Source organism: Pseudomonas sp. R1-6, from assembly GCF_051132115.1.
In the GTDB taxonomy this organism is placed as follows: Bacteria; Pseudomonadota; Gammaproteobacteria; order Pseudomonadales; family Pseudomonadaceae; genus Aquipseudomonas.
Genome location: NZ_CP071662.1, coordinates 4,639,576 through 4,658,652, shown reverse-complemented (window position 1 = coordinate 4,658,652; position 19,077 = coordinate 4,639,576). Strand labels below are relative to the sequence as shown.

The 19,077-nt window shown below is 59.2% G+C and carries 13 protein-coding genes; 6 read left to right on the top strand and 7 right to left on the bottom strand.

From position 1 onward, the window contains the following. Positions 1–37: 37 nt before the first annotated feature. Complete coding sequence (locus tag J3P81_RS21040) at positions 38–1,579, top strand: alkaline phosphatase D family protein (RefSeq protein WP_434560699.1); 1,542 nt, start codon at positions 38–40, stop codon at positions 1,577–1,579. 136 nt (positions 1,580–1,715) lie between these two features. Here the strand turns inward: J3P81_RS21040 and J3P81_RS21035 are convergent, their stop codons facing one another. Further along, positions 1,716–4,241, bottom strand: a complete 2,526-nt coding sequence (locus J3P81_RS21035; protein ID WP_434560697.1) for a PepSY domain-containing protein — start codon at positions 4,239–4,241, stop codon at positions 1,716–1,718. Positions 4,242–4,457: 216 nt separating this feature from the next. Further along, positions 4,458–6,776, bottom strand: coding sequence for a TonB-dependent receptor (locus J3P81_RS21030; RefSeq protein WP_434560695.1), 2,319 nt, complete (start codon positions 6,774–6,776; stop codon positions 4,458–4,460). Positions 6,777–6,983: 207 nt separating this feature from the next. Between J3P81_RS21030 and J3P81_RS21025 the strand changes: the two genes are divergently transcribed. The 4 genes from J3P81_RS21025 (at position 6,984) to J3P81_RS21010 (ending at position 11,865) form a co-directional block, all read left to right on the top strand. After that, positions 6,984–7,664 carry a Fe2+-dependent dioxygenase gene (locus J3P81_RS21025; protein WP_434560693.1) on the top strand — a complete coding sequence of 227 codons (681 nt, stop codon included), beginning with the start codon at positions 6,984–6,986 and terminating at the stop codon, positions 7,662–7,664. A 57-nt stretch (positions 7,665–7,721) separates the two neighbouring features. After that, positions 7,722–8,432, top strand: coding sequence for a tetratricopeptide repeat protein (locus J3P81_RS21020; protein WP_434564151.1), 711 nt, complete (start codon positions 7,722–7,724; stop codon positions 8,430–8,432). Between the two features lie 238 nt (positions 8,433–8,670). After that, positions 8,671–10,908: an alpha-xenorhabdolysin family binary toxin subunit A gene (locus J3P81_RS21015; protein ID WP_434560691.1), complete on the top strand. Its 2,238-nt coding sequence runs from the start codon at positions 8,671–8,673 to the stop codon at positions 10,906–10,908. A gap of 78 nt (positions 10,909–10,986) precedes the next feature. After that, positions 10,987–11,865, top strand: coding sequence for a hypothetical protein (locus J3P81_RS21010; RefSeq protein WP_434560689.1), 879 nt, complete (start codon positions 10,987–10,989; stop codon positions 11,863–11,865). A 44-nt stretch (positions 11,866–11,909) separates the two neighbouring features. Here the strand turns inward: J3P81_RS21010 and J3P81_RS21005 are convergent, their stop codons facing one another. The 5 genes from J3P81_RS21005 to J3P81_RS20985 form a co-directional block, all read right to left on the bottom strand. Continuing rightward, positions 11,910–13,073 (bottom strand): type III PLP-dependent enzyme, encoded by a 1,164-nt coding sequence (locus J3P81_RS21005; protein ID WP_420765555.1) that lies wholly within the window; start codon positions 13,071–13,073, stop codon positions 11,910–11,912. 523 nt (positions 13,074–13,596) lie between these two features. Continuing rightward, positions 13,597–14,754, bottom strand: coding sequence for an osmoprotectant ABC transporter ATP-binding protein OsmV (locus tag J3P81_RS21000; RefSeq protein ID WP_434560687.1), 1,158 nt, complete (start codon positions 14,752–14,754; stop codon positions 13,597–13,599). Further along, positions 14,751–15,404, bottom strand: a complete 654-nt coding sequence (locus J3P81_RS20995; RefSeq protein ID WP_434560685.1) for an ABC transporter permease — start codon at positions 15,402–15,404, stop codon at positions 14,751–14,753. Before J3P81_RS20995 ends, J3P81_RS21000 begins: the two co-directional genes overlap by 4 nt. A gap of 15 nt (positions 15,405–15,419) precedes the next feature. Then, positions 15,420–16,322: a glycine betaine ABC transporter substrate-binding protein gene (locus J3P81_RS20990; protein WP_434560683.1), complete on the bottom strand. Its 903-nt coding sequence runs from the start codon at positions 16,320–16,322 to the stop codon at positions 15,420–15,422. Positions 16,323–16,346: 24 nt separating this feature from the next. Further along, positions 16,347–17,063, bottom strand: coding sequence for an ABC transporter permease (locus J3P81_RS20985; protein WP_420765551.1), 717 nt, complete (start codon positions 17,061–17,063; stop codon positions 16,347–16,349). 333 nt (positions 17,064–17,396) lie between these two features. On the opposite strand from J3P81_RS20985, the gene J3P81_RS20980 reads away from it, so the two are divergent. Beyond that, positions 17,397–18,980, top strand: coding sequence for a peptide chain release factor 3 (locus J3P81_RS20980; protein ID WP_434560681.1), 1,584 nt, complete (start codon positions 17,397–17,399; stop codon positions 18,978–18,980). Positions 18,981–19,077: the final 97 nt, after the last annotated feature.

Sequence of the window (19,077 nt, the reverse complement as noted above, 5' to 3'; positions counted from 1 at the left end):
CAGCCATGCTTAAGTTTTCCCATTTGGGGAGAACACCATGAGCGAATTCGACCTGGGCCGCCGCCGTGTGATGCAAGTCGTTGGCGCGGGCTTGTTGCTGCCCGGGCTGGCCCCGGCCGTGATCGCTTCGGTCAAGGACCGGCCCGTGTTGACCGAAGGTGTGCAGTCGGGCGACTTGCAAGGTGATCGCGCGATGATCTGGAGCCGCAGCGACCGCCCGGCGAGGATGGTGGTGGAGTGGGACACCCGCAGTCAGTTCCCCAACCCCCGGCGCTTCGTCTCGGCGCTGGCCGATAGCCGCAGCGATTTCACCGCTCGGGTCGAGCTCACCGGCTTGCCACCCGACCAGGCGATTTTCTACCGCGTGCATTTCGAAGACGCCCAGAGCGGTGTGGCCAGCGAGCCGTGGCTCGGCCACCTGCGCAGCGTGCCGCAGTTCAAGCGCAACATCCGTTTTGTCTGGAGCGGCGACACCGTCGGCCAGGGCTTTGGTATCAATCCGGACATCGGCGGCATGCGCATCTATGAGGCCATGCGCCTGCGCCTGCCGGATTTCTTCATCCACAGCGGCGACACCATCTACGCCGACGGCCCGGTGCCGGCGCAGATCACCACAGAGGGCGGGCGCATCTGGCGCAACCTGACCACCGAAGCCAAGAGCAAGGTCGCCGAGACCCTGGATGAATATCGCGGTAACTACCGCTACAACCTGATGGATGAAAACGTCCGCCGTTTCAACGCCGAAGTGCCGCAGATCTGGCAGTGGGACGATCACGAAGTGGTCAACAACTGGTCGCCGGGCAAGCAATTGGACGAGCGCTACCAGACCAAGGATATCCACAGCCTGGTCGGTCGTGCGCGACAGGCCTGGTTGGAATACGCGCCGATGCGCCTGCAGAAGGCCGATGGGGGAGGGCGCATCTACCGCAAGCTCGGTTACGGGCCGATGCTGGATGTGTTTGTGCTGGACATGCGCAGCTATCGCCAAGCCAATGACGCGAACCTCGGTGCGGCCAAACCGTTCCTCGGGCGGGAGCAGTTGGACTGGCTCAAGCGCGAATTGAAGCAATCCGGTGCCCAGTGGAAAGTCATCGCTGCTGACATGCCCATCGGCCTGGGCGTGCCGGATGGCGAGGTCAGCCCCGGCGTTGCGCGTTGGGAAGCGGTCGCCAACGGTGACCCGGGCGAGGCCCAGGGGCGCGAAGTCGAGATCGCCGAATTGCTCGGTTATCTGCGCAAGCATCAGGTGCGCAACTACGTCTGGCTCACCGCCGATGTCCACTATTGCGCCGCCCACCACTACCACCCCGAACACGCCGCGTTCCAGGATTTCGAACCCTTCTGGGAGTTCGTCGCCGGCCCATTGAACGCCGGCAGCTTCGGGCCCAATCCCTTGGACAAGACCTTCGGCCCTGAAGTGGTGTTCCAGAAAGCCCCTCCGGCCCAGAACACCTCGCCGTTTGCCGGCTATCAGTTCTTTGGCGAGGTGAACATCGACGGGCAGAGCGGGGAGATGAGCGTGGTGCTGCGGGACCTGGAAGGGCTGGCGGTGTTCGAGAAGAAGTTGCAGCCGGTGTGAATCAGAGGCCACTACAGACCCCATGTGGGAGCGAGCCTGCTCGCGAAAGCGGTGTGCCAGGCAACACTTGTGCAAACTGACACACCGCTTTCGCGAGCAGGCTCGCTCCCACAGGGTTGATGTTGGGTGTCCAGGATCAGTACACATCCCGCCGATACCGCCCTTGCTCGATCAGCTTCTCCACTTCCTCACGCCCCAGCACTAGGTTGAGCACGTGATCCACCCCTGACGCCATGCCTTGCAGGCTGCCGCAGACATAGATCACCGCGCCGTCGGCCAGCCATTGCTTGAGCAATGGCGCCGATTCCAGCAGGCGATCCTGGACGTAGATTTTCTTGTCCTGGTCTCGGGAGAAGGCCAGGTCCAGTCGCTCCAGGTCGCCGGAGGTGACCCATTCCTGAAGCTCATCGCGACAATGGAAATCGTGTTCGCGGTTGCGTTCGCCAAACAGCAGCCAGTTGCGTTGCATGCCCTCGGCAACACGGGCCTTGAGCAAGCTGCGCAGGCCGGCCAGGCCGGTTCCGTTGCCCAGCAGGATCATCGGCACGCCTTGGGGTGGCAAGTGAAAGCTGCTGTTGCGTCTTACCCGCAAGCTGATTGGGCTGCCCAGCGGCGCATGTTCGGTCAGCCAGCCGGAGCCGACGCCCAGGCTGCCATCGGCGCGGCGCTCCTGGCGCACGATCAGTTCCAGCACGCCATCGGCGGGGATCGATGCGATGGAGTATTCGCGCATGCCCAGCGGTGCCAACGCCTCCACCAGTGCCTGGGCGTGCAGGCCGACCAGGTGGGCGCGGTTTTCCGGCAACTGGCGTGTCGCCAGGGCTTGTTCGAGTGTCTGCTGCAAGCCGTCGACGTGTACCCGAGCAATACCGGCGATGCCCAGCCCATCGAGGAAATGTTCAATGGCCCATGGATCATTGCGCGGCAGGATTTCCACCAGGTCACCGGCCAGCCAACTGCTCGGCCCCGGTGCGGTGAGGCCCAGCAGGTATACGCCAGACCCGCAGCTGTCGGGGTTGAGCAGGGTGCGTTGGTTCAACGTCCAATGCTCGAAACTCGGCGCCTGCCAGGCGTCCGCCGGGGCCTGGCCGGTGAGTTCCGCCAGCTGTTGTTGCCAGTGGCGCAAGGCGTAAGGATCGCCGCTGTCCACTTCCACCGGCGCGAACAGTGTCTTGCCGCCGTGTTCCGCCAGCCAGGCATGCAGGCGGCGGGCGAAGCCGCAGAAGTTTTCATATTGGCGGTCGCCCAGGCCCAGCACCGAATATTGCAAGCGTTCCAGGCTCAGCGGCTGGCCCAACACCTTGCGCTCGAAACCCCGGACACTGTCGGGGCCTTCGCCATCGCCAAAGGTACTGACCACGAACAAGGCGCGAGTGGAGCTGTTCAAATCCTGCTCGCTGACGCCGGCCAATGGCCGGACCTTCACCGGCAGGCCGGCGGCCTGGAGCTGGCCGGCGGTCTGCCAGGCCAGTTGCTCGGCGAAACCGCTCTGGCTGGCGAAACCGATCAGCCACGCCGGGGCGTCACCAGGGGTTTGGGTCAGCGCCTGGCGAGCCTTTTGGACCTGGCGCTTCTTGCGTCGACGATCGAGATACAACAGCCAGCCAGTGATGAAAAACAGCGGCATGGCCAGCGCGGCGACGGTCACCAGGATCCGGCCGACCAGGCCGAAGTAGCTGCCGACATGCAGGGCGTAGATGCTGGTCAGCAATTGCGCCTTGAAGCTTTTGTCGCTGTAGCGGCTGTGACGGCTGACGACGCCGGTGGCCGGGTCGAGGATAAGCTGGTTCAGCGCCCGGTCATGGGGGGAGTTTTTCAGCAGGTAGAACACGGTCGCCGGTTGTCCCGCTACCGGCGGCATGCGCACGTTATAGGCGGACAGGTCGGGGCCGGCGGCGCTGTAGATGCTGCTCCACATGGCGCGGTAGTCGGCGATCGGCGCCGGGCCACCGGGTGCGGGGCCGCGCTTGCGCACGCGCTCATCCTTGGGCGAATCGGAAAGCAGGCGGGTTACGCCTTTGTTGTACCACTCGTAGGACCAGGTCAGCCCGGTCAAGGCGGCCAGCAGGTAGAACACCAGGCACCAAGTGCCCGCGACGGAGTGCAGGTCCCAATTGAAACTGCGGCCTTTTTTCGCCCAATCGAGGGTCAGCCAGGCGCGCCAGTTTTTCCATTGGCGCGGCCAGCGCAAGTAAAGCCCGGACAAGCAGAAAAACACCAGGATCAGCGTGCACGCGCCGGTAATCTGCCGGCCTACGTCGTCCAGGGTGAGGACGCGGTGCAGACGGAGCATCAGACCAAAGAAGTCCTGCCCCACCACATCCCCCATGAATTGCGCGTTGTAGGGATTGAAGTAGCGCATCGGGCCACGCTTTTCCCCGGGCGGGGCGGTGAAAACCGCCCGTGCGGCGTTGCCGCTGTCGGTCTCTACCCAGAGCATGCTGACGGTCTTGCCGGACGCGGCTTCGATCTGTTCCACCAGTTCGGCAGGCGGCAATACGCCGGCCGGTTGCTTTTCAACCGTCAGCACCTGTGGGTTCAGCGCGCGCAGGATCTCGTCCTGAAACGACACCAACGCACCGGTAATGCCCATCAATGCCAGGACCAGCCCGGCACTGATGCCAAAGAACCAGTGCAACTGGAACAGGGTTTTCTTCAACACGTCGCCCGCCTTGTTCGTTCAATACTGTTTGTCACGGCGTGCATTATGCCGTGTGTTATCGAGAACCATTCATAAACACACCTGAAAGCCCCGATCATTTGCATGAGCGGGGCTTTTTGCCCGGTGCCGGTCAGTGATGGCTGGGCGCAGTCCTGTGGGAGCGAGCTAGCCACCACAGGTCCATTGCCTGACCATCGGCATCGGTTTTTTTCACTTTTAGAAGTGGAAATTGGTACTCAACAACGCGGTGCGCCCGGCCGCTTGGTTGGCGAAGTGGGTCGAGAAAGCCTTGTCGTAGTAAGTCTCGTCCGTCAGGTTCTGCACGTTGAGTTGCAGGTCCAGGTTTTTGCTGACCTTGTAGCTGGCCATGGCGTCGTAACGCACGTAGGAGTCGACCATCGTAGTATTCGCCACGCTGCCAAATACATCGTCCACATAAAAGGCACCGCCACCGATGGTCAGCTTTGGCGTGAGGGCATAGGTGGTCCAGACGCTGGCGCTGTTCTTCGGTGTGTTGGGCAATTGATTGCCATCGGTAACACTCAACGGCCCGCCATCGACCTGTTCGCTGTCCAGGTAGCTATAGCCGGCGAATACTTGCCACTTTTCCGTGAGCTTGCCGCTGGCTGACAGTTCGAGGCCGTCGACGCGAGTCTTGCCGGCGTTTTCATAGGTGGTGGTGTCGACCTGGACCCGGGCGTTTTCCTTCTCGGTGCGGAAGATCGCGGCCGTCAGTGACAGGCGACTGTCGAGCAAGTCCCACTTGGTGCCGATTTCGTAGTTCTTGGTGGTTTCCGGCTCCATGTCGCTGGCGAGCAGGTTGCCGCTGCGGTCCGGCGTGCCACCCAGCGGGTTGCCTTCCTGACCTTCACCGACCGTGTTGCCCGGCGGCGTGGCCGAGGTGGCGTAGGACGCATAGATGCTGCCGTTGTCCGCAGGTTTCCAGACCAGGCCGAACTGGCCGGTAACGAACTCGCTGGTGTCATCACCCTTGGAAGTGGTGGTGCCGGCGGCATTGTAGGTTTTGTATTTCGTGTCGAAGTGGTCGTAACGCAAGCCCATGTTCACCAGCCATTGCGGTGACAGCTCCAAAGTGTCGAACACATAAAGCGCACGGGTGACGCTGGTGGTGTCGGTGCCGGCGTAGTTGCGGGAAATCGCGCCGTTCCAGGGATCGTTCGGGTTTGGATTGGACAGCGACGTGCAGTTGTTCCCGCTTGGCGAGCCGACTGTCGCCGGGGTGCAGTTGGTGTTCGCGGCGGCGGTGCCCGGCACGGTGTCGGTGTTGACGTTGTACGAGGATTTCTCGCCGGTTTCGCGGCTCAGTTCGACGCCTGTGGAGAAGCTGTTCTTGAATCCTGCGACGTAAAAATCGCCAAACAGATCGGTCTGGTTGGTGGTGGTGTCGACATTGCTGACGCGAGTGTTGGCCCGGCGCCAGACCGTACCATTGTTGACGTTGCCCTTGCTGTCGTCGGGCTGGGTCAGGATGTAGTCCTGCATGCTGGAGCCGTGGCGCAGGGTGTTCTTGACCGTCAGTGCATCGCTCAGGTCGTGCTCGATGGCGATGGTCGCCGTGTCGACGCGAGTCTTGCGGAAGTCGCGGTCGGTGAGGCCGTAGAAGTTACTGCTGTCACCGCCGGCGTAGGGCTTGTCGGGGTTGGCCTTGGTGCGATCGGCCGTACGACCCGAGGCGGGCACGGTGTAGGGAATGCCCGAATCCGGCAGGTCGTTGCTTTCCAGGTGGTAGTAATCGAGGTTGACCCGGGTATCGGTGCCCAGGCCGAACGCCAGCGATGGCGCGACGCCCCAGCGGTCGTAGTTGACCTTGTCACGACCGGCGACGTTGCTTTCATGGCTCATCAGGTTGAGACGGCCGGCGGCGCTGTCGCTGAACTGGTAATTGCCGTCCAGTGTGTAGCGCTGGGTCTGGTCCGAACCCCAGGTGAAACCGCCGTCGAAGGAGTCGCCCAGATGCGCTTTCTTGCTCACCAGGTTGATGGTGCCGCCGGCGGCGCCACGGCCACCGATGGCGGAGTTGGGGCCCTTGCTGACCTCGATGGACTCGACCGCGAAGATCTCCCGGCTCTGGGAACCGGTGTCACGCACGTTATCCAGGTAAGTGTCGCCCTGGGCATCGAAGCCACGGATGAAGGGGCGGTCGCCCTGGGGGTTGCCGCCTTCACCCGCGCCGAAAGTAATGCCGGGCACGGTGCGCAGCGCGTCTTGCATGTTGAGCGCGCCGGTGTCCTTGAGCACTTGCTGGGGGATGACCGTCACCGAGCGTGGCGTGTCGACCAGCGGCGCGGTGTATTTCGAGGACGAGGCTTTCTCGACCTGATAGGACGTCGTGTCCTGGGCTTCGCCGGTGATACTGGTGGCATCCAGGGAAATGGCATTGCGCGGGGCTTTTTCTTCGGTATTTTCTGCCGCCTGGGCCATCTGCGCCACGGAGGTAGCACTGAGCGCGACGCCGATGGCGGAAGCCAGTAAACGAGGTGAATGGGCCGGTGATTGTAGTTGTTGACGCGACATGAACAGTGCCTTCCCCAAGGTTTGAGGCCGCGGAATATAGGGGAAACAGGTATTTGTATCAATTGCGAAATATTGCTATTTGAGAGGAATTTACATTCTTTACAATTTGCCCTTACGGTTTCCGTCGAGTGGTGCGTTGTGCGGGGTTGTGCACAGCCAATAAGAATCACTACCATTGGCGCCCCTCTATCCACAGGTCCGAATGCCATGTTGTTGCACATCCCCGGTGTGTTTAGCGCCGAAGAAGCGCAGCGTATTCGTGAAGCGCTGGAGCAGGCCGAATGGGAGGACGGCAAGGTCACCGCCGGTTATCAATCGGCCAAGGCCAAGCACAACCTGCAACTGCCCGAGGGCCATCCCCTGGCCAAGGAGATCGGCGCGGCCATGCTTGAACGGCTGTGGAAAAACCCGTTGTTCATGTCGGCGGCCCTGCCGCACAAGGTGTTCCCGCCATTGGTGAACTGCTACAGCGCTGGCGGCAGCTTCGATTTCCATATCGACAATGCCGTGCGCCAGCCCAAGGGCAGTGCCGAGCGGGTGCGCACCGACCTGTCGGCGACGCTATTTTTCAGCGACCCGCAGGACTACGACGGCGGTGAGCTGGAAATCCAGGACACCTACGGCACCCAGCGGGTCAAGCTGCCGGCCGGCGACATGGTGTTGTATCCGGGGACCAGCCTGCACAAGGTCAACGCCGTCACCCGGGGCGCGCGCTACGCCTCGTTTTTCTGGACACAAAGCCTGGTGCGCGAAGACAGCCAGCGGGCGCTGCTGTTCGAGATGGACGGCGCGATCCAGCAATTGACCCGGGACGTACCCGACCACCCTTCGTTGATCCGCCTGACCGGCACCTATCACAACCTGTTGCGCCGCTGGGTCGAGGTGTAAGTGGCGGATTTTCGTCTGCGCCGAGAAGAGGTGCTCGACGGCGAAAGCCTCAAAGCCATGCTCAAGGACAGCCCGGCGCGCGCGGCCCAGGCGATTCTCATCGCTGCTGGCGCTGGCGTGCTGGAGGCCCAGGCGTTGCTTGGGCAAATTCTGTTGGATGGCCAGGGCATCGAACAGGACAAACCCCTGGCCCTGCGCTGGTTCGACATCGCCGCCCAACGCGGGCACTTGATGGCGCGCAACATGCTGGGCCGTTGCCATGAGCATGGTTGGGGCTGTGTTGCCGATCCTGCAGTCGCTGCCGCCCATTATCGACAGGCCGCCGAGGCAGGGCTGGATTGGGCGATGTACAACTACGCCAACCTGTTGGCGACCGGGCGTGGGGTTACTGAAGATCAGCCGCAGGCGTTGGCCCTGTACCGCCGCGCCGCAGAATTGGGCCACGCCAAGTCAATGAACCTGCTGGGGCGTTATCTGGAGGACGGGCGCTGTTGCCCGGCGGATCCAGTTGCGGCGGCCGAGTGGTATCGGCGTTCGGCCGAAGCTGGAGATTTCCGAGGCCAGTTCAGCCATGCGGCGGTGCTGGCGCAAGAAGGTCGCATCGACGAGTCCCTGACTTGGCTGCGCGAGGCGCTGGCGGGTGGAAATGTGAGTTTCCTTCGCGTGAGCAGTGAGGCGTTGCGGGATGCTCTGCATCCGGAAGTTCGTGCCATGGCTTGTGCTTATCGGCAGCGGCTTTTTCAAATAACGGGCAGCGACAACTCATAACTAGGCCTGCCGCCAGCCCTATGTCTTTCTAAATAGTGTTGTTGTCCATAAACATATTTCGAGTTTTATAACTTCAGGATTTGTCGGGTCGACAGTTTTGCGCTTCGGCGCGCTCGGCTGTCTTGTTTGTTAATACTTGAGGTGTTGTGGCGTGTTGCAGATATATCCTAGAGTCTTTTTGCGCGCTTTTATAAGTGTGCGCAATAACACTGGATAGTCTAATGACAGGAAGTTAAAGATGGAAATCGAGTTGGATGACAGGATAGTCAAGGCGGCCGCGGAGGCGCCTGAGGTGTTTGTGAAAGCGTCTTTCGGTGAGGGCGGAGGAAATAACAGGCAACCGGGAATACAGCTAACCAAGGAACAGATCATTAGCCTGAAAAAATATGAAGTGCTGGGTTTATCGCTTCCTGTTCGTTTACAAGATGTGGAAGTGTATTTGAATTATGGCGCGGGTGACGTGGGCGGACCGGGGCTCAAGGCGGTTGACTTTCAGAGGACATTCGCCATCACGTATGATCATGCCAAACGTTGGTCACCTTTGCGTGAGCGTATCATGCAGACGGGCAATCAACTGAGCAACTTCTCGGATACATTCACCAAATACGGCAAGCGAATAATTGCTGTGTATGAGTATCTTGACGCTTCGGACTATTTGAAGAAGCATAAAATCAAAACAGTCGAAGAGTATTTCGAGCTTATGCGCACGCTGCCCGATCTCCCGGACCTGACGGTAGAAAAGGGGGACATTGAGGAGATACAAGGTTTTCTTAAGGAGATGTTGTTCGAAGTCCAAAAAAATCATAAGAATGCCGAAGGAGTGAGGCTCGAGCTTGATAAGTTTGGCATCGATATGCGCGAGACCGTGCTGCCGGCGGTCAAGTTGCGATTGAAAGCTGTCAGCGACAATACCTATAAGCAGGATATTGAAGTCATTCAGAAAGAAATTGATCAGCGTGCCGCTAGTATTGACGAGCTTAATCAGCAGTATGCCGATATGGTTAAAGAGGCGATTCGCGCCGCCGCGACCTTGAATATCGGCGGATTGATAATGGGTATCTATCAGGGCGTCAAGGCTGAAGAGTTGCGCAAAGAACGAAATCGGTTAAAGAACGAACAGGATGGCGATATTCAGAAGCTGTCGAGTAAAAGTCAGACGCTAGCTTCATTGAATCGTGTGCGAGGGGATCTTCAAAACCTAAGTGCTGTAACGATTGAGGCGGAGGCGGCGACGCGCAACCTCATGTTGGTGTGGAACTCGCTAAGCAACTTTATAGAATCGTCATCGGAACATGTCGAAAAAATAGAAAACGCCGTCAGGCTGAGAATGTTCATTACCCAGATCGAGCTGGTGGTTTCGCCTTGGGAGAATGAGATTCAACACCGTTCCGATGCGCTGCTGGCGATTTTTGATGAGGCCGAGAAGGAATATCAGGCCGGTAACTTAATTAAACCAAGGATGGCGAGAATGTCCTATATGTCGAATGAATCGTATTACCCACAACTGAATGTCAGTGCATTGTTAGGCTCTAACGAGGGCATGCAGAGCTCTAGGACGCAGGCGCAGTTACTTTTAGAGTTTCACAATTATTTGCCCGATGTGGTAGCAACAATGACGGGTTTGGCATCCGTAGCAAATGTCGAGACGGCAGAACTTCGCAAACGCGCGCAGACGACAATTTTCAATCTGGAGCAAACGGCAAAAAAACTTGAAACCTATAAAGCTAAAATGGACCGATTTGATGAGGAAGATAAGGAGGATTTTCGCTCGGAGATTGAATTTGAAGTTGATAAGTTAAATAAATTGATCAGTCTAGAGGCCAAGGAATTGGGTGGAATCCAGCTGAGCCTGAGCACTCACTATGACAGGTCGGCATCGAAAGAATGGGTGCTTGTACTGGAACAAGATCGAGCCTATGCAGAGGAGCAAAAAGCTAATGCGCAAGCCAAGCGTATCGAGCTGGATGAGCAGGCCAAGTCAGTTTCCGAAGCGATAGAGACGATCAGGAAAAATGGCGTCGAAAAATTTGGCCAGGAGGCGCAGCTGACAGTGGAAAACTTGGCGGCGATGGGAATGGCGCCACCTCAGGTACAAGTCGCACTGCTGGCGATGGACACACTGAAAAAACTGGTCGCTGGTATTGGCGAAACGATTTCCTATCTGAGTATGGTTGCTGGTTACAACACGCTCAAGGAAAGAGTCCGTCAGCTGCGTATCGATATTGACGTGCAAGACAAGGACATCGCCGTCATACGAGGGAAAATAGAGTTGGTCAAAAGCCTGGATAGCTTGGATGGTTTTCGCTTGGACTATGTCAAGGAGTTCGCAAACATCGCTGGCGCCTATGAGAGGTTCGCAAAGGTTTTTGCTCGTGAAGAATCGCCGTCTATTGAAGAAGATATCCAGAAGGTTCTCTCCACTGTTCCCGGCGTTATTCAATATCTGCGCCCCCTTTCCGGCCAATGGCTGATTTGAGGTGGTTTCGGCGTGAGCCAAGAATGTTAATTGATAGAACGTTGGCGGCCCGATAGGCCGCCATCATCAAGGCATATCATGAACTCATTACAAAGTGGTTTTACCGAGACTCAGCGCAGGACTCTAGATCGCCGCATATATTTTCTCGATACGCTGCGCTCGGTCTTTGACAAGATTCCGGTCGTCTTGGAGCGACGTCGCATAGCCGGCCATCAGCCTGCTACGTTGGCTATGGATACACGTTTGAACAATGCGTACTTCCATGCGGAGTATCTTTCGGCATTGGAGCAAGACGTTAATGCAATCAGGGTGTCCTGCGGCGCCCATACGGAGGAACTGAGATCTTTCACCCAGGAGGCGCTGGATATCACGGCGCAGAGCTCAAGGCGGCAGCTGCTCGCCGACCTGGATTTTCGACAGTTCAGTTTTTCCCGTTCCGAGCGCTGGACGATAAGGCCACCGAAGAACATCGGGGACCTGGTCCATGAGTTTTACGCTCGCTTCATTACCGTCAGGAGCTCAATCAGACAGCTGGCGTTCAAGTTCACCGAGCTGAACAATGAGTCGTTTGGTGTGAACGCGGTATTTACCAGCGCCATGGATCAACGGTCCTGCCATTGTCATGCCCAACCGACGCTAGGGCAGGCGTTGTTCCAAGAGGTCGATACCACACCGCCCTGGGACATTGTTTATTCCTCCCCGGATGCCTCGGTCAGGGCTGCGGAGTACAAGGCTGATATCGCATCCTTGTCCGGTGCTTTCGTCAATTTGAATTCACACATGAGCTTGCTGGCCCAAGCGCTGTTCCAGCGGATGCACAGCGTAGTGGAGGAACTCGACCGAGCGATTCCCTCGCGTACCTTGGGAGAGCTGAATTTGAAATTGGATACGGCGATAACGACGCTCGACCATTGCTTGACTGAGTTGAAGGATTTTGAAACCTGGCTGCGAAAATAAAAAAAGGTCCATGATTGCATGGACCTTCTCTTTAGCCGTCGGGGTTACACGTAAAACGACTTCAACGGCGGAAACCCATTGAACTCCACCGCGCTGTAGCTGGTAGTATAGGCGCCGGTCGACAACCAATACAGGCGATCACCGATTGCCAGGTTCAACGGCAAGCCGTACTTGTAGTTCTCATACATGATGTCGGCGCTGTCACAGGTCGGGCCGGCGATCACTACTTCTTCCATCTCGCCTTTTTTCTCGGTCCAGATCGGGAACTTGATGGCTTCGTCCATGGTTTCGATCAGGCCGGAGAACTTGCCCACGTCCGTGTACACCCAGCGCTCGACGGCGGTACGGGACTTGCGCGCCACCAGCACCACTTCGCTGACCAGGATACCGGCGTTTGCAATCAACGAACGGCCCGGCTCCAGGATGATTTCCGGCAGGTCGTCACCGAAGTCTTCCTTGAGGAAACGGATGATTTCCTCGGCGTAGGTTTCCAGGCTGTTGGTACGAGTGATGTAGTTGGCCGGGAAGCCGCCGCCCATGTTGATCAGCTTCAAGACGATGCCGTCTTCTTCCTTCAGGCGCTCGAAGATCACCTTGACCTTGGCGATAGCCGCGTCCCAGACGCTGATGTCGCGCTGTTGCGAGCCAACGTGGAACGAGATGCCGTACGGCACCAGGCCCAGGTCGCGGGCGAGGATCAGCAGGTCCATGGCCATGTCGGTCTGGCAGCCGAACTTGCGCGACAATGGCCAGTCAGCGGTGGTCGAGCCTTCAGTGAGGATCCGCACATACACCTTGGAGCCCGGCGCGGCCTTGGCGATGTTGCGCAGGTCGGCTTCGGAGTCAGTGGCGTACAGGCGCACGCCCTTGTCGTAGAAATAGCGGATGTCTCGGGATTTCTTGATGGTGTTGCCGTAGCTGATCTGCTCCGGGCCGACGCCACGGCTCAGGACCTTGTCCAGCTCGTAGATCGAGGCGATGTCGAAGTTCGAGCCTTTTTCCTTGAGCAGGTCGATGATTTCCACCGCCGGGTTGGCCTTGACCGCATAGTAGACCTTGGCGAATTCGAAACCGGCGCGCAGGTCGTCATAGGCCTGGGCGATCATCGCGGTGTCGATCACCACGAACGGGGTTTCCTGCTTGTCGGCGAACGCCTTCATTTTCTGAAAGGTTTCGCGCGCGAAATAATCTTCGACCTGGATCGACATACTTGGGACTCCTACTGGCAAACATCAGAATCAATGGGTTTGAGGGCAAGCTGCCCCCGCGAACGTCCTCCGTATCCCCACTTTGGTTCGCCTACTTCCCAAGGCATGTCGCCGAAAGCAAAAAGGCCATGGGACGCTTGATTCCCTTGGCCTTGCTGTCTCGTCGTCAGTACTTGAGCCGGATGGATCGTTTCCAGCATGGACGTTCGGCGCGAACTTTAGGGCGTGAGGGACCTGAGATCAACTAAAAATGTCGCGTTTTTGCACGCATCCGTCGTGCGGTCCGCGACAGCTCATGATGTAACCGACCTGCGTGACAGATTGACGTTCCCCTCGATCGGTTTCGAGCTTGCTCTATATGGCTTTTGCCTTTGTGGCGAGGGAGCTTGCTCCCGCTGGGGCGCGCAGCGGCCCCAAAGAAGCGATGAGCGCTTCGCACTGGAGCGCCAGCCCGGTCAAGCGGGAGCAAGCTCCCTCGCCACAAAAGCAGCCACAAAAGCCAGCTAAAGGCTGCGGTGATCGATCAGGAGGACGCAGCCTCCGCCGGCGAAACAATACTGGTCTTGCCCCCACGGGACTTGCCGGAGCTCAGGTACTCGGCAATCGATTCCTGCGTCACTTCGCCGAGGAACACCCGCTCGGCGTCCATCACCGGCAGCCACGAGCGATTGAACTCGTACATGCGTGACAACAGGATCCGCAGATGTTCGTCGTAGGCGGCGGTGGCATTGAATTCCCGCAGGTATTGGCCGCAGGTTCCGGTCTGACGGTACAGGTCGCGGCGTCTTACATACCCCAGGGCCTTATTCTCGGCACAGGTGACCACCACGTAGCGCCGGTCATGTTCGTCCATCAGTTCCAACGCCTCGGCCACCGGGGTTTCGGGGCTGACCGAGGGGGCGTTGTCCGCCGCGTCTTCGGCCTTGACCAGCAACAGCCGCTTGAGCGTGCTGTCCTGACCGACGAAATTGCTGACGAACTCATCGGCGGGATGTGCCAGCAGCGTGTCCGGGTGATCGCACTGGATCAATTTACCGGCGCGGAAGATCGCGATCTTGTCCCCCAGCTTGATGGCCTCGTCGATGTCGTGGCTGACCATGATCACGGTCTTGTTCAATGCCCGCTGCATCTCGAAGAACTCATTCTGGATCATCTCGCGGTTGATCGGGTCGACCGCGCCGAAGGGCTCGTCCATCAGCAACAGCGGCGCATCGGCCGCCAGGGCGCGGATGACGCCGATCCGTTGTTGCTGGCCGCCGGACAATTCGCGCGGGTATCGGTGCAGGTATTGCTTGGGTTCAAGCTTGATCATGCTCATCAATTCGCGGGCGCGGTCGTGGCATTTCTGCTTGTCCCAGCCCAGCAGGCGTGGGACGACGGTGATGTTTTCCTCAATGGTCATGTTCGGGAACAGACCGATCTGCTGGATCACGTAGCCAATATTGCGGCGCAGGGTCACCTCGTCCAGGCCGGTGGTGTCTTCGCCATTGATCAAGACCTTGCCCGAGGTCGGCGGGATCAGTCGGTTGATCATTTTCAGCGTGGTGCTCTTGCCACAGCCCGACGGCCCGAGGAACACGCAGATCTCGCCTTCGTTGACGGTCAGGTTCACCGAGTCCACGGCTTTCACATCCTTGCCGTTGCTCTTGAAGGTTTTGCTGAGGTTTTGTAATTCGATCATTTCAGTAATCCTTTCGGAGTCAACGAGCGTTGCAGCCATTGCAAAAGCAGGTCGGCGAAGATGGCCAGGAGGCTGACCAGCAAGGCGCCGACGATCAGCATCGACATATCGCTGCGGCTGATGGAAGCGAGGATGAGCACGCCCAGGCCACCGGCGCCGATGGTGGCGGCGATGGTCATGACGCCGATGTTCATGACAACGGCGGTGCGCACGCCAGCCAGGATCACCGGCACGGCGATGGGCAGTTCGACCATGCGCAGGCGCTGGCCGAAGGTCATGCCGATGCCGCGGGCGGCTTCGCGAATACCGGGTTCGACCCCGGTCAGGGCCAGGTAGGTGTTGCGCATGATCGGCAACAGTGAATAAAGAAACACCGCGGTGATCGCCGGCATCGGCCCCAGGCCTTGGCCGAACTTGGAATAGAACGGCAGCAGCAGCCCGAACAGGGCAATCGACGGAATCGTCAGCAGCACCGTGGCGCTGGCCTGCAACGGGCCGGCGAGCGCCGGGAAACGGGTCATGAAAATGCCCAGCGGCACGCCGATCACGATTGCCAGGGTCACGGCGATGCCCACCAGGGTGATGTGCTGCAAGGTCAGGTGCAGCACCAGCGGCCAGTCCAGATGGGAAAAGGCGTCAAGAAAATCCATGGCTTTTCCTCCAGGTCATTGGGTTGAGAGCAGCGAATGCTGACGCAGGAAATCGGCGGCAACGGCGGAAGGGCTTTCATGATCCACGTCCACGCGGGCATTGAGCTGGCGCATGGTTTCGTCGTCGAACAGTTCGGCCAGGGGCTTGAGTTGCGCGGCCAGTTGAGGGTGCGCGTCAAGGAATGCCTGGCGTACCACCGGCGCGGCGGTGTAGTCGGGGAAGTAATGCTTGTCGTCTTCCAGCAGCTTCAGTTTGAAGGCATTCAGGCGCCCGTCGGTGGTGTACACCAAACCGGCGAAAACCTGGCTGTTGCGCAGCGCCGTGTAGACCAGGCCCGCGTCCATCTGGCGGATGTTCCTGCGGGTCAGGTTCATACCGTACTGCTTGACCATGCCGGCCAGGCCGTCGGAACGGTTGGCGAACTCGGTGTCCAGGGCAACCAGATGGTTCTCGTCGGCCTCGGCCTGCAACACCGTGTTCAACTGGCTGATGGAGTTGATCTGCGGGTACTTCTTCGCGACTTTTTCAGGAAGGGCCAAGGCGTAGGTGTTGCTGAATTTCGACGGAGCAAGCCAGACCAGGCCTTTTTTCGCGTCGAGTTCTTTCACTCGAGCGTAGGATTGGGCGCTGTCGAGTTTTTCGGTGACATGGTTGTAGGCCGCCAACGACACGCCGGTGTACTCCCAAAGCAAATCCAATTGCCCGGATTCCTGGGCGCTACGGGCCAGGTTGCTTCCCAGGCCGCCGGTGACTTGCGCGTCGTAACCTTTGTCACGCAGGTATTGCGCGGTGATTTCCGCCAGCAATGTCTGCTCGGTGAATACCCGGGCGCCGAGGCGGATCAGCGGTTTTTCAGCGGCTTGGGCAAACCCTGCGAACAGCAGCAGGCAGCCCAGAATCAAGCTCATCTTCTTCATAACGTTTCCTTTATCCAGCCAGGCTCAGGACGGTCGTAGACCGCGTTCCAGCCAGAGGCGGCTGGCCAGTGTCACCAGCCCGTCGAGCAGCAAAGCGAGCAGGGCGGTGCAGGCTGCGCCGAGCAGCAATTGCGGCTGGTTGTTCAAGGCGATGCCGGGGAAGATCAGGCTGCCAAGGCTGTTGGCGCCGATCAGGAACGCCAGGGGCGCGGTGCCGACGTTGATCGCCAGGGCCACGCGCACCCCGCCGACTATGATTGGCACGGCGTTGGGCAATTCGACTTTCCACAACACCTGGCGCGCAGTCATGCCGATGCCGATAGCGGCTTCCTTGAGGGAACCTTGAACGTTTTTCAGGCCTTCATAGGTGTTGCGCACGATGGGCAATAGTGAGGCGAGGAAGAGGGCGAAGATGGCGGGCCCGTTGCCGATGCCCAGGACGCCTAGGGCGATGGCCAATACGGCCAGGGGGGGCACGGTGTTGCCGATGTTGAACACTTGCATGAAGCGTTCGGCACGCCCGACCATGCCGGGGCGGCTGAGGAGTATGCCGGCTGGGATGCCGACTATCAGGGCCGCCAACATGGATGCCAATACAAGCATCAGGTGCGCTTGCAGGTAAAACAGCAGATCGTCGCGGTAGCGTTGGATCGTATCGATGCCAATCCAGTGGACCAACAGGGCCAGGAGTGCGACGACGAACGCAGCCCCTGTCAGCCCTTTGCCATAGCGGATAGCCACAGGCGGACTCCTTTTTCTTTTAGTCGGCGCACGCTTTGCTCGGGCGGCAAACCATCATGGGATGCCGGGAAAACGTTCGCGAGAAGCAGCTCTTTTCGAGGCGGGTCAAAGGACCGTCGAAGCGAGCCATGGGCGCAGCCTCGTCAGGCTAACTTGCTGATTTCGCAGGCCCCGACGGTTGCTCATATCAGGGTTGTGGACGGCTCCACGCGGCAAAAGGTTCCCATGCTGGGCAGCATTTGGCCACCCTCGATGTGCTCAACGGTTCGGTTCCTGGCCCAAGTTGAGCTATAATCGCCGCCCTTTTTTGAATCACCTGCCAGGCGATTTCCCATGACCAAACAGGCCGCCGAAGTCGCGAAACGCCGCACTTTCGCCATTATTTCCCACCCCGATGCCGGTAAGACCACCATCACCGAAAAGCTCTTGCTGATGGGCAAGGCGATTGCGGTGGCCGGCACGGTGAAATCCCGCAAGTCCGACCGCCATGCCACCTCTGACTGGATGGAGATGGAAAAGCAGCGGGGTATCTCCATTACCACGTCGGTCATGCAGTTCCCGTATCGCGATCACATGATCAACCTGCTCGACACCCCGGGCCACGAAGACTTCTCGGAAGACACCTACCGCACCCTGACCGCGGTGGACTCGGCCTTGATGGTTCTCGACGGCGGTAAGGGCGTCGAGCCACGGACCATCGCGCTGATGGACGTCTGCCGTCTGCGTGACACGCCGATCGTGAGCTTTATCAACAAACTCGACCGCGACATCCGCGACCCGATCGAATTGCTCGACGAGATCGAAGCCGTCCTCAAGATCAAGGCCGCGCCGATCACCTGGCCGATCGGTTGCTATCGCGACTTCAAGGGCGTGTACCACCTGGCCGACGACTACATCATCGTCTACACCCCAGGCCACGGCCATGAACGCACCGAAACCAAGATCATCCAGAAGCTCGACTCCGACGAAGCCCGCGCGCACCTGGGCGATGAGTACGAGCGTTTCGTCGAGCAACTGGAGCTGGTGCAGGGCGCCTGCCATGAGTTCAACCAACAGGAATTCATCGATGGGCAACTGACCCCGGTCTTCTTCGGGACCGCCCTGGGCAACTTCGGCGTCGACCATGTGCTCGACGCCGTGGTCGACTGGGCCCCGCGCCCGCTGCCGCGCGTTGCCAACGAGCGCACCGTGGAGCCGGTGGAAGAGAAGTTCGCAGGCTTCGTGTTCAAGATCCAGGCGAACATGGACCCCAAGCACCGCGACCGCATTGCCTTCATGCGTATCTGCTCCGGCAAATACGAAAAAGGCATGAAGATGCGCCACGTGCGCACCGGCAAGGACGTGCGTATCGGCGATGCCTTGACCTTCTTCTCCTCGGAACGCGAGCAACTGGAAGAAGCCTTCGCCGGTGACATCATCGGCTTGCACAACCACGGCACCATCCAGATCGGCGACACCTTCACCGAAGGCGAAGCCCTGGGCTTCACCGGCATCCCGCACTTCGCCCCGGAACTGTTCCGCCGCGTGCGCCTGAAGGACCCGCTCAAGTCCAAGCAGTTGCGCCAAGGTTTGCAGCAATTGGCCGAAGAAGGCGCCACCCAGGTGTTCTTCCCGGAGCGCAGCAACGACATCATCCTCGGCGCCGTCGGTGTGCTGCAGTTCGACGTCGTCGCCAGCCGCCTGAAAGAGGAATACAAGGTCGAGTGCTCCTACGAGCCGATCACCGTTTACTCCGCCCGTTGGGTCGAATGCGGCGATAAGAAAAAGCTCGAAGAGTTTTCCAACAAGGCCGTGGAAAACCTTGCGCTGGATGGTGGTGGGCATTTGACCTACCTGGCGCCAACACGGGTCAACCTGGCGCTGATGGAAGAGCGCTGGCCGGATGTGAAATTCCGCGCGACGCGGGAGCATCACTAAGCAGTAAGCGTTTAAAGCCAAAAGCTGTGGGAGCGAGCCTGCTCGCGAAAGCGATAGGTCAGCTTGCCTGGATGTTGGTTGTGCCGGCCTCTTCGCG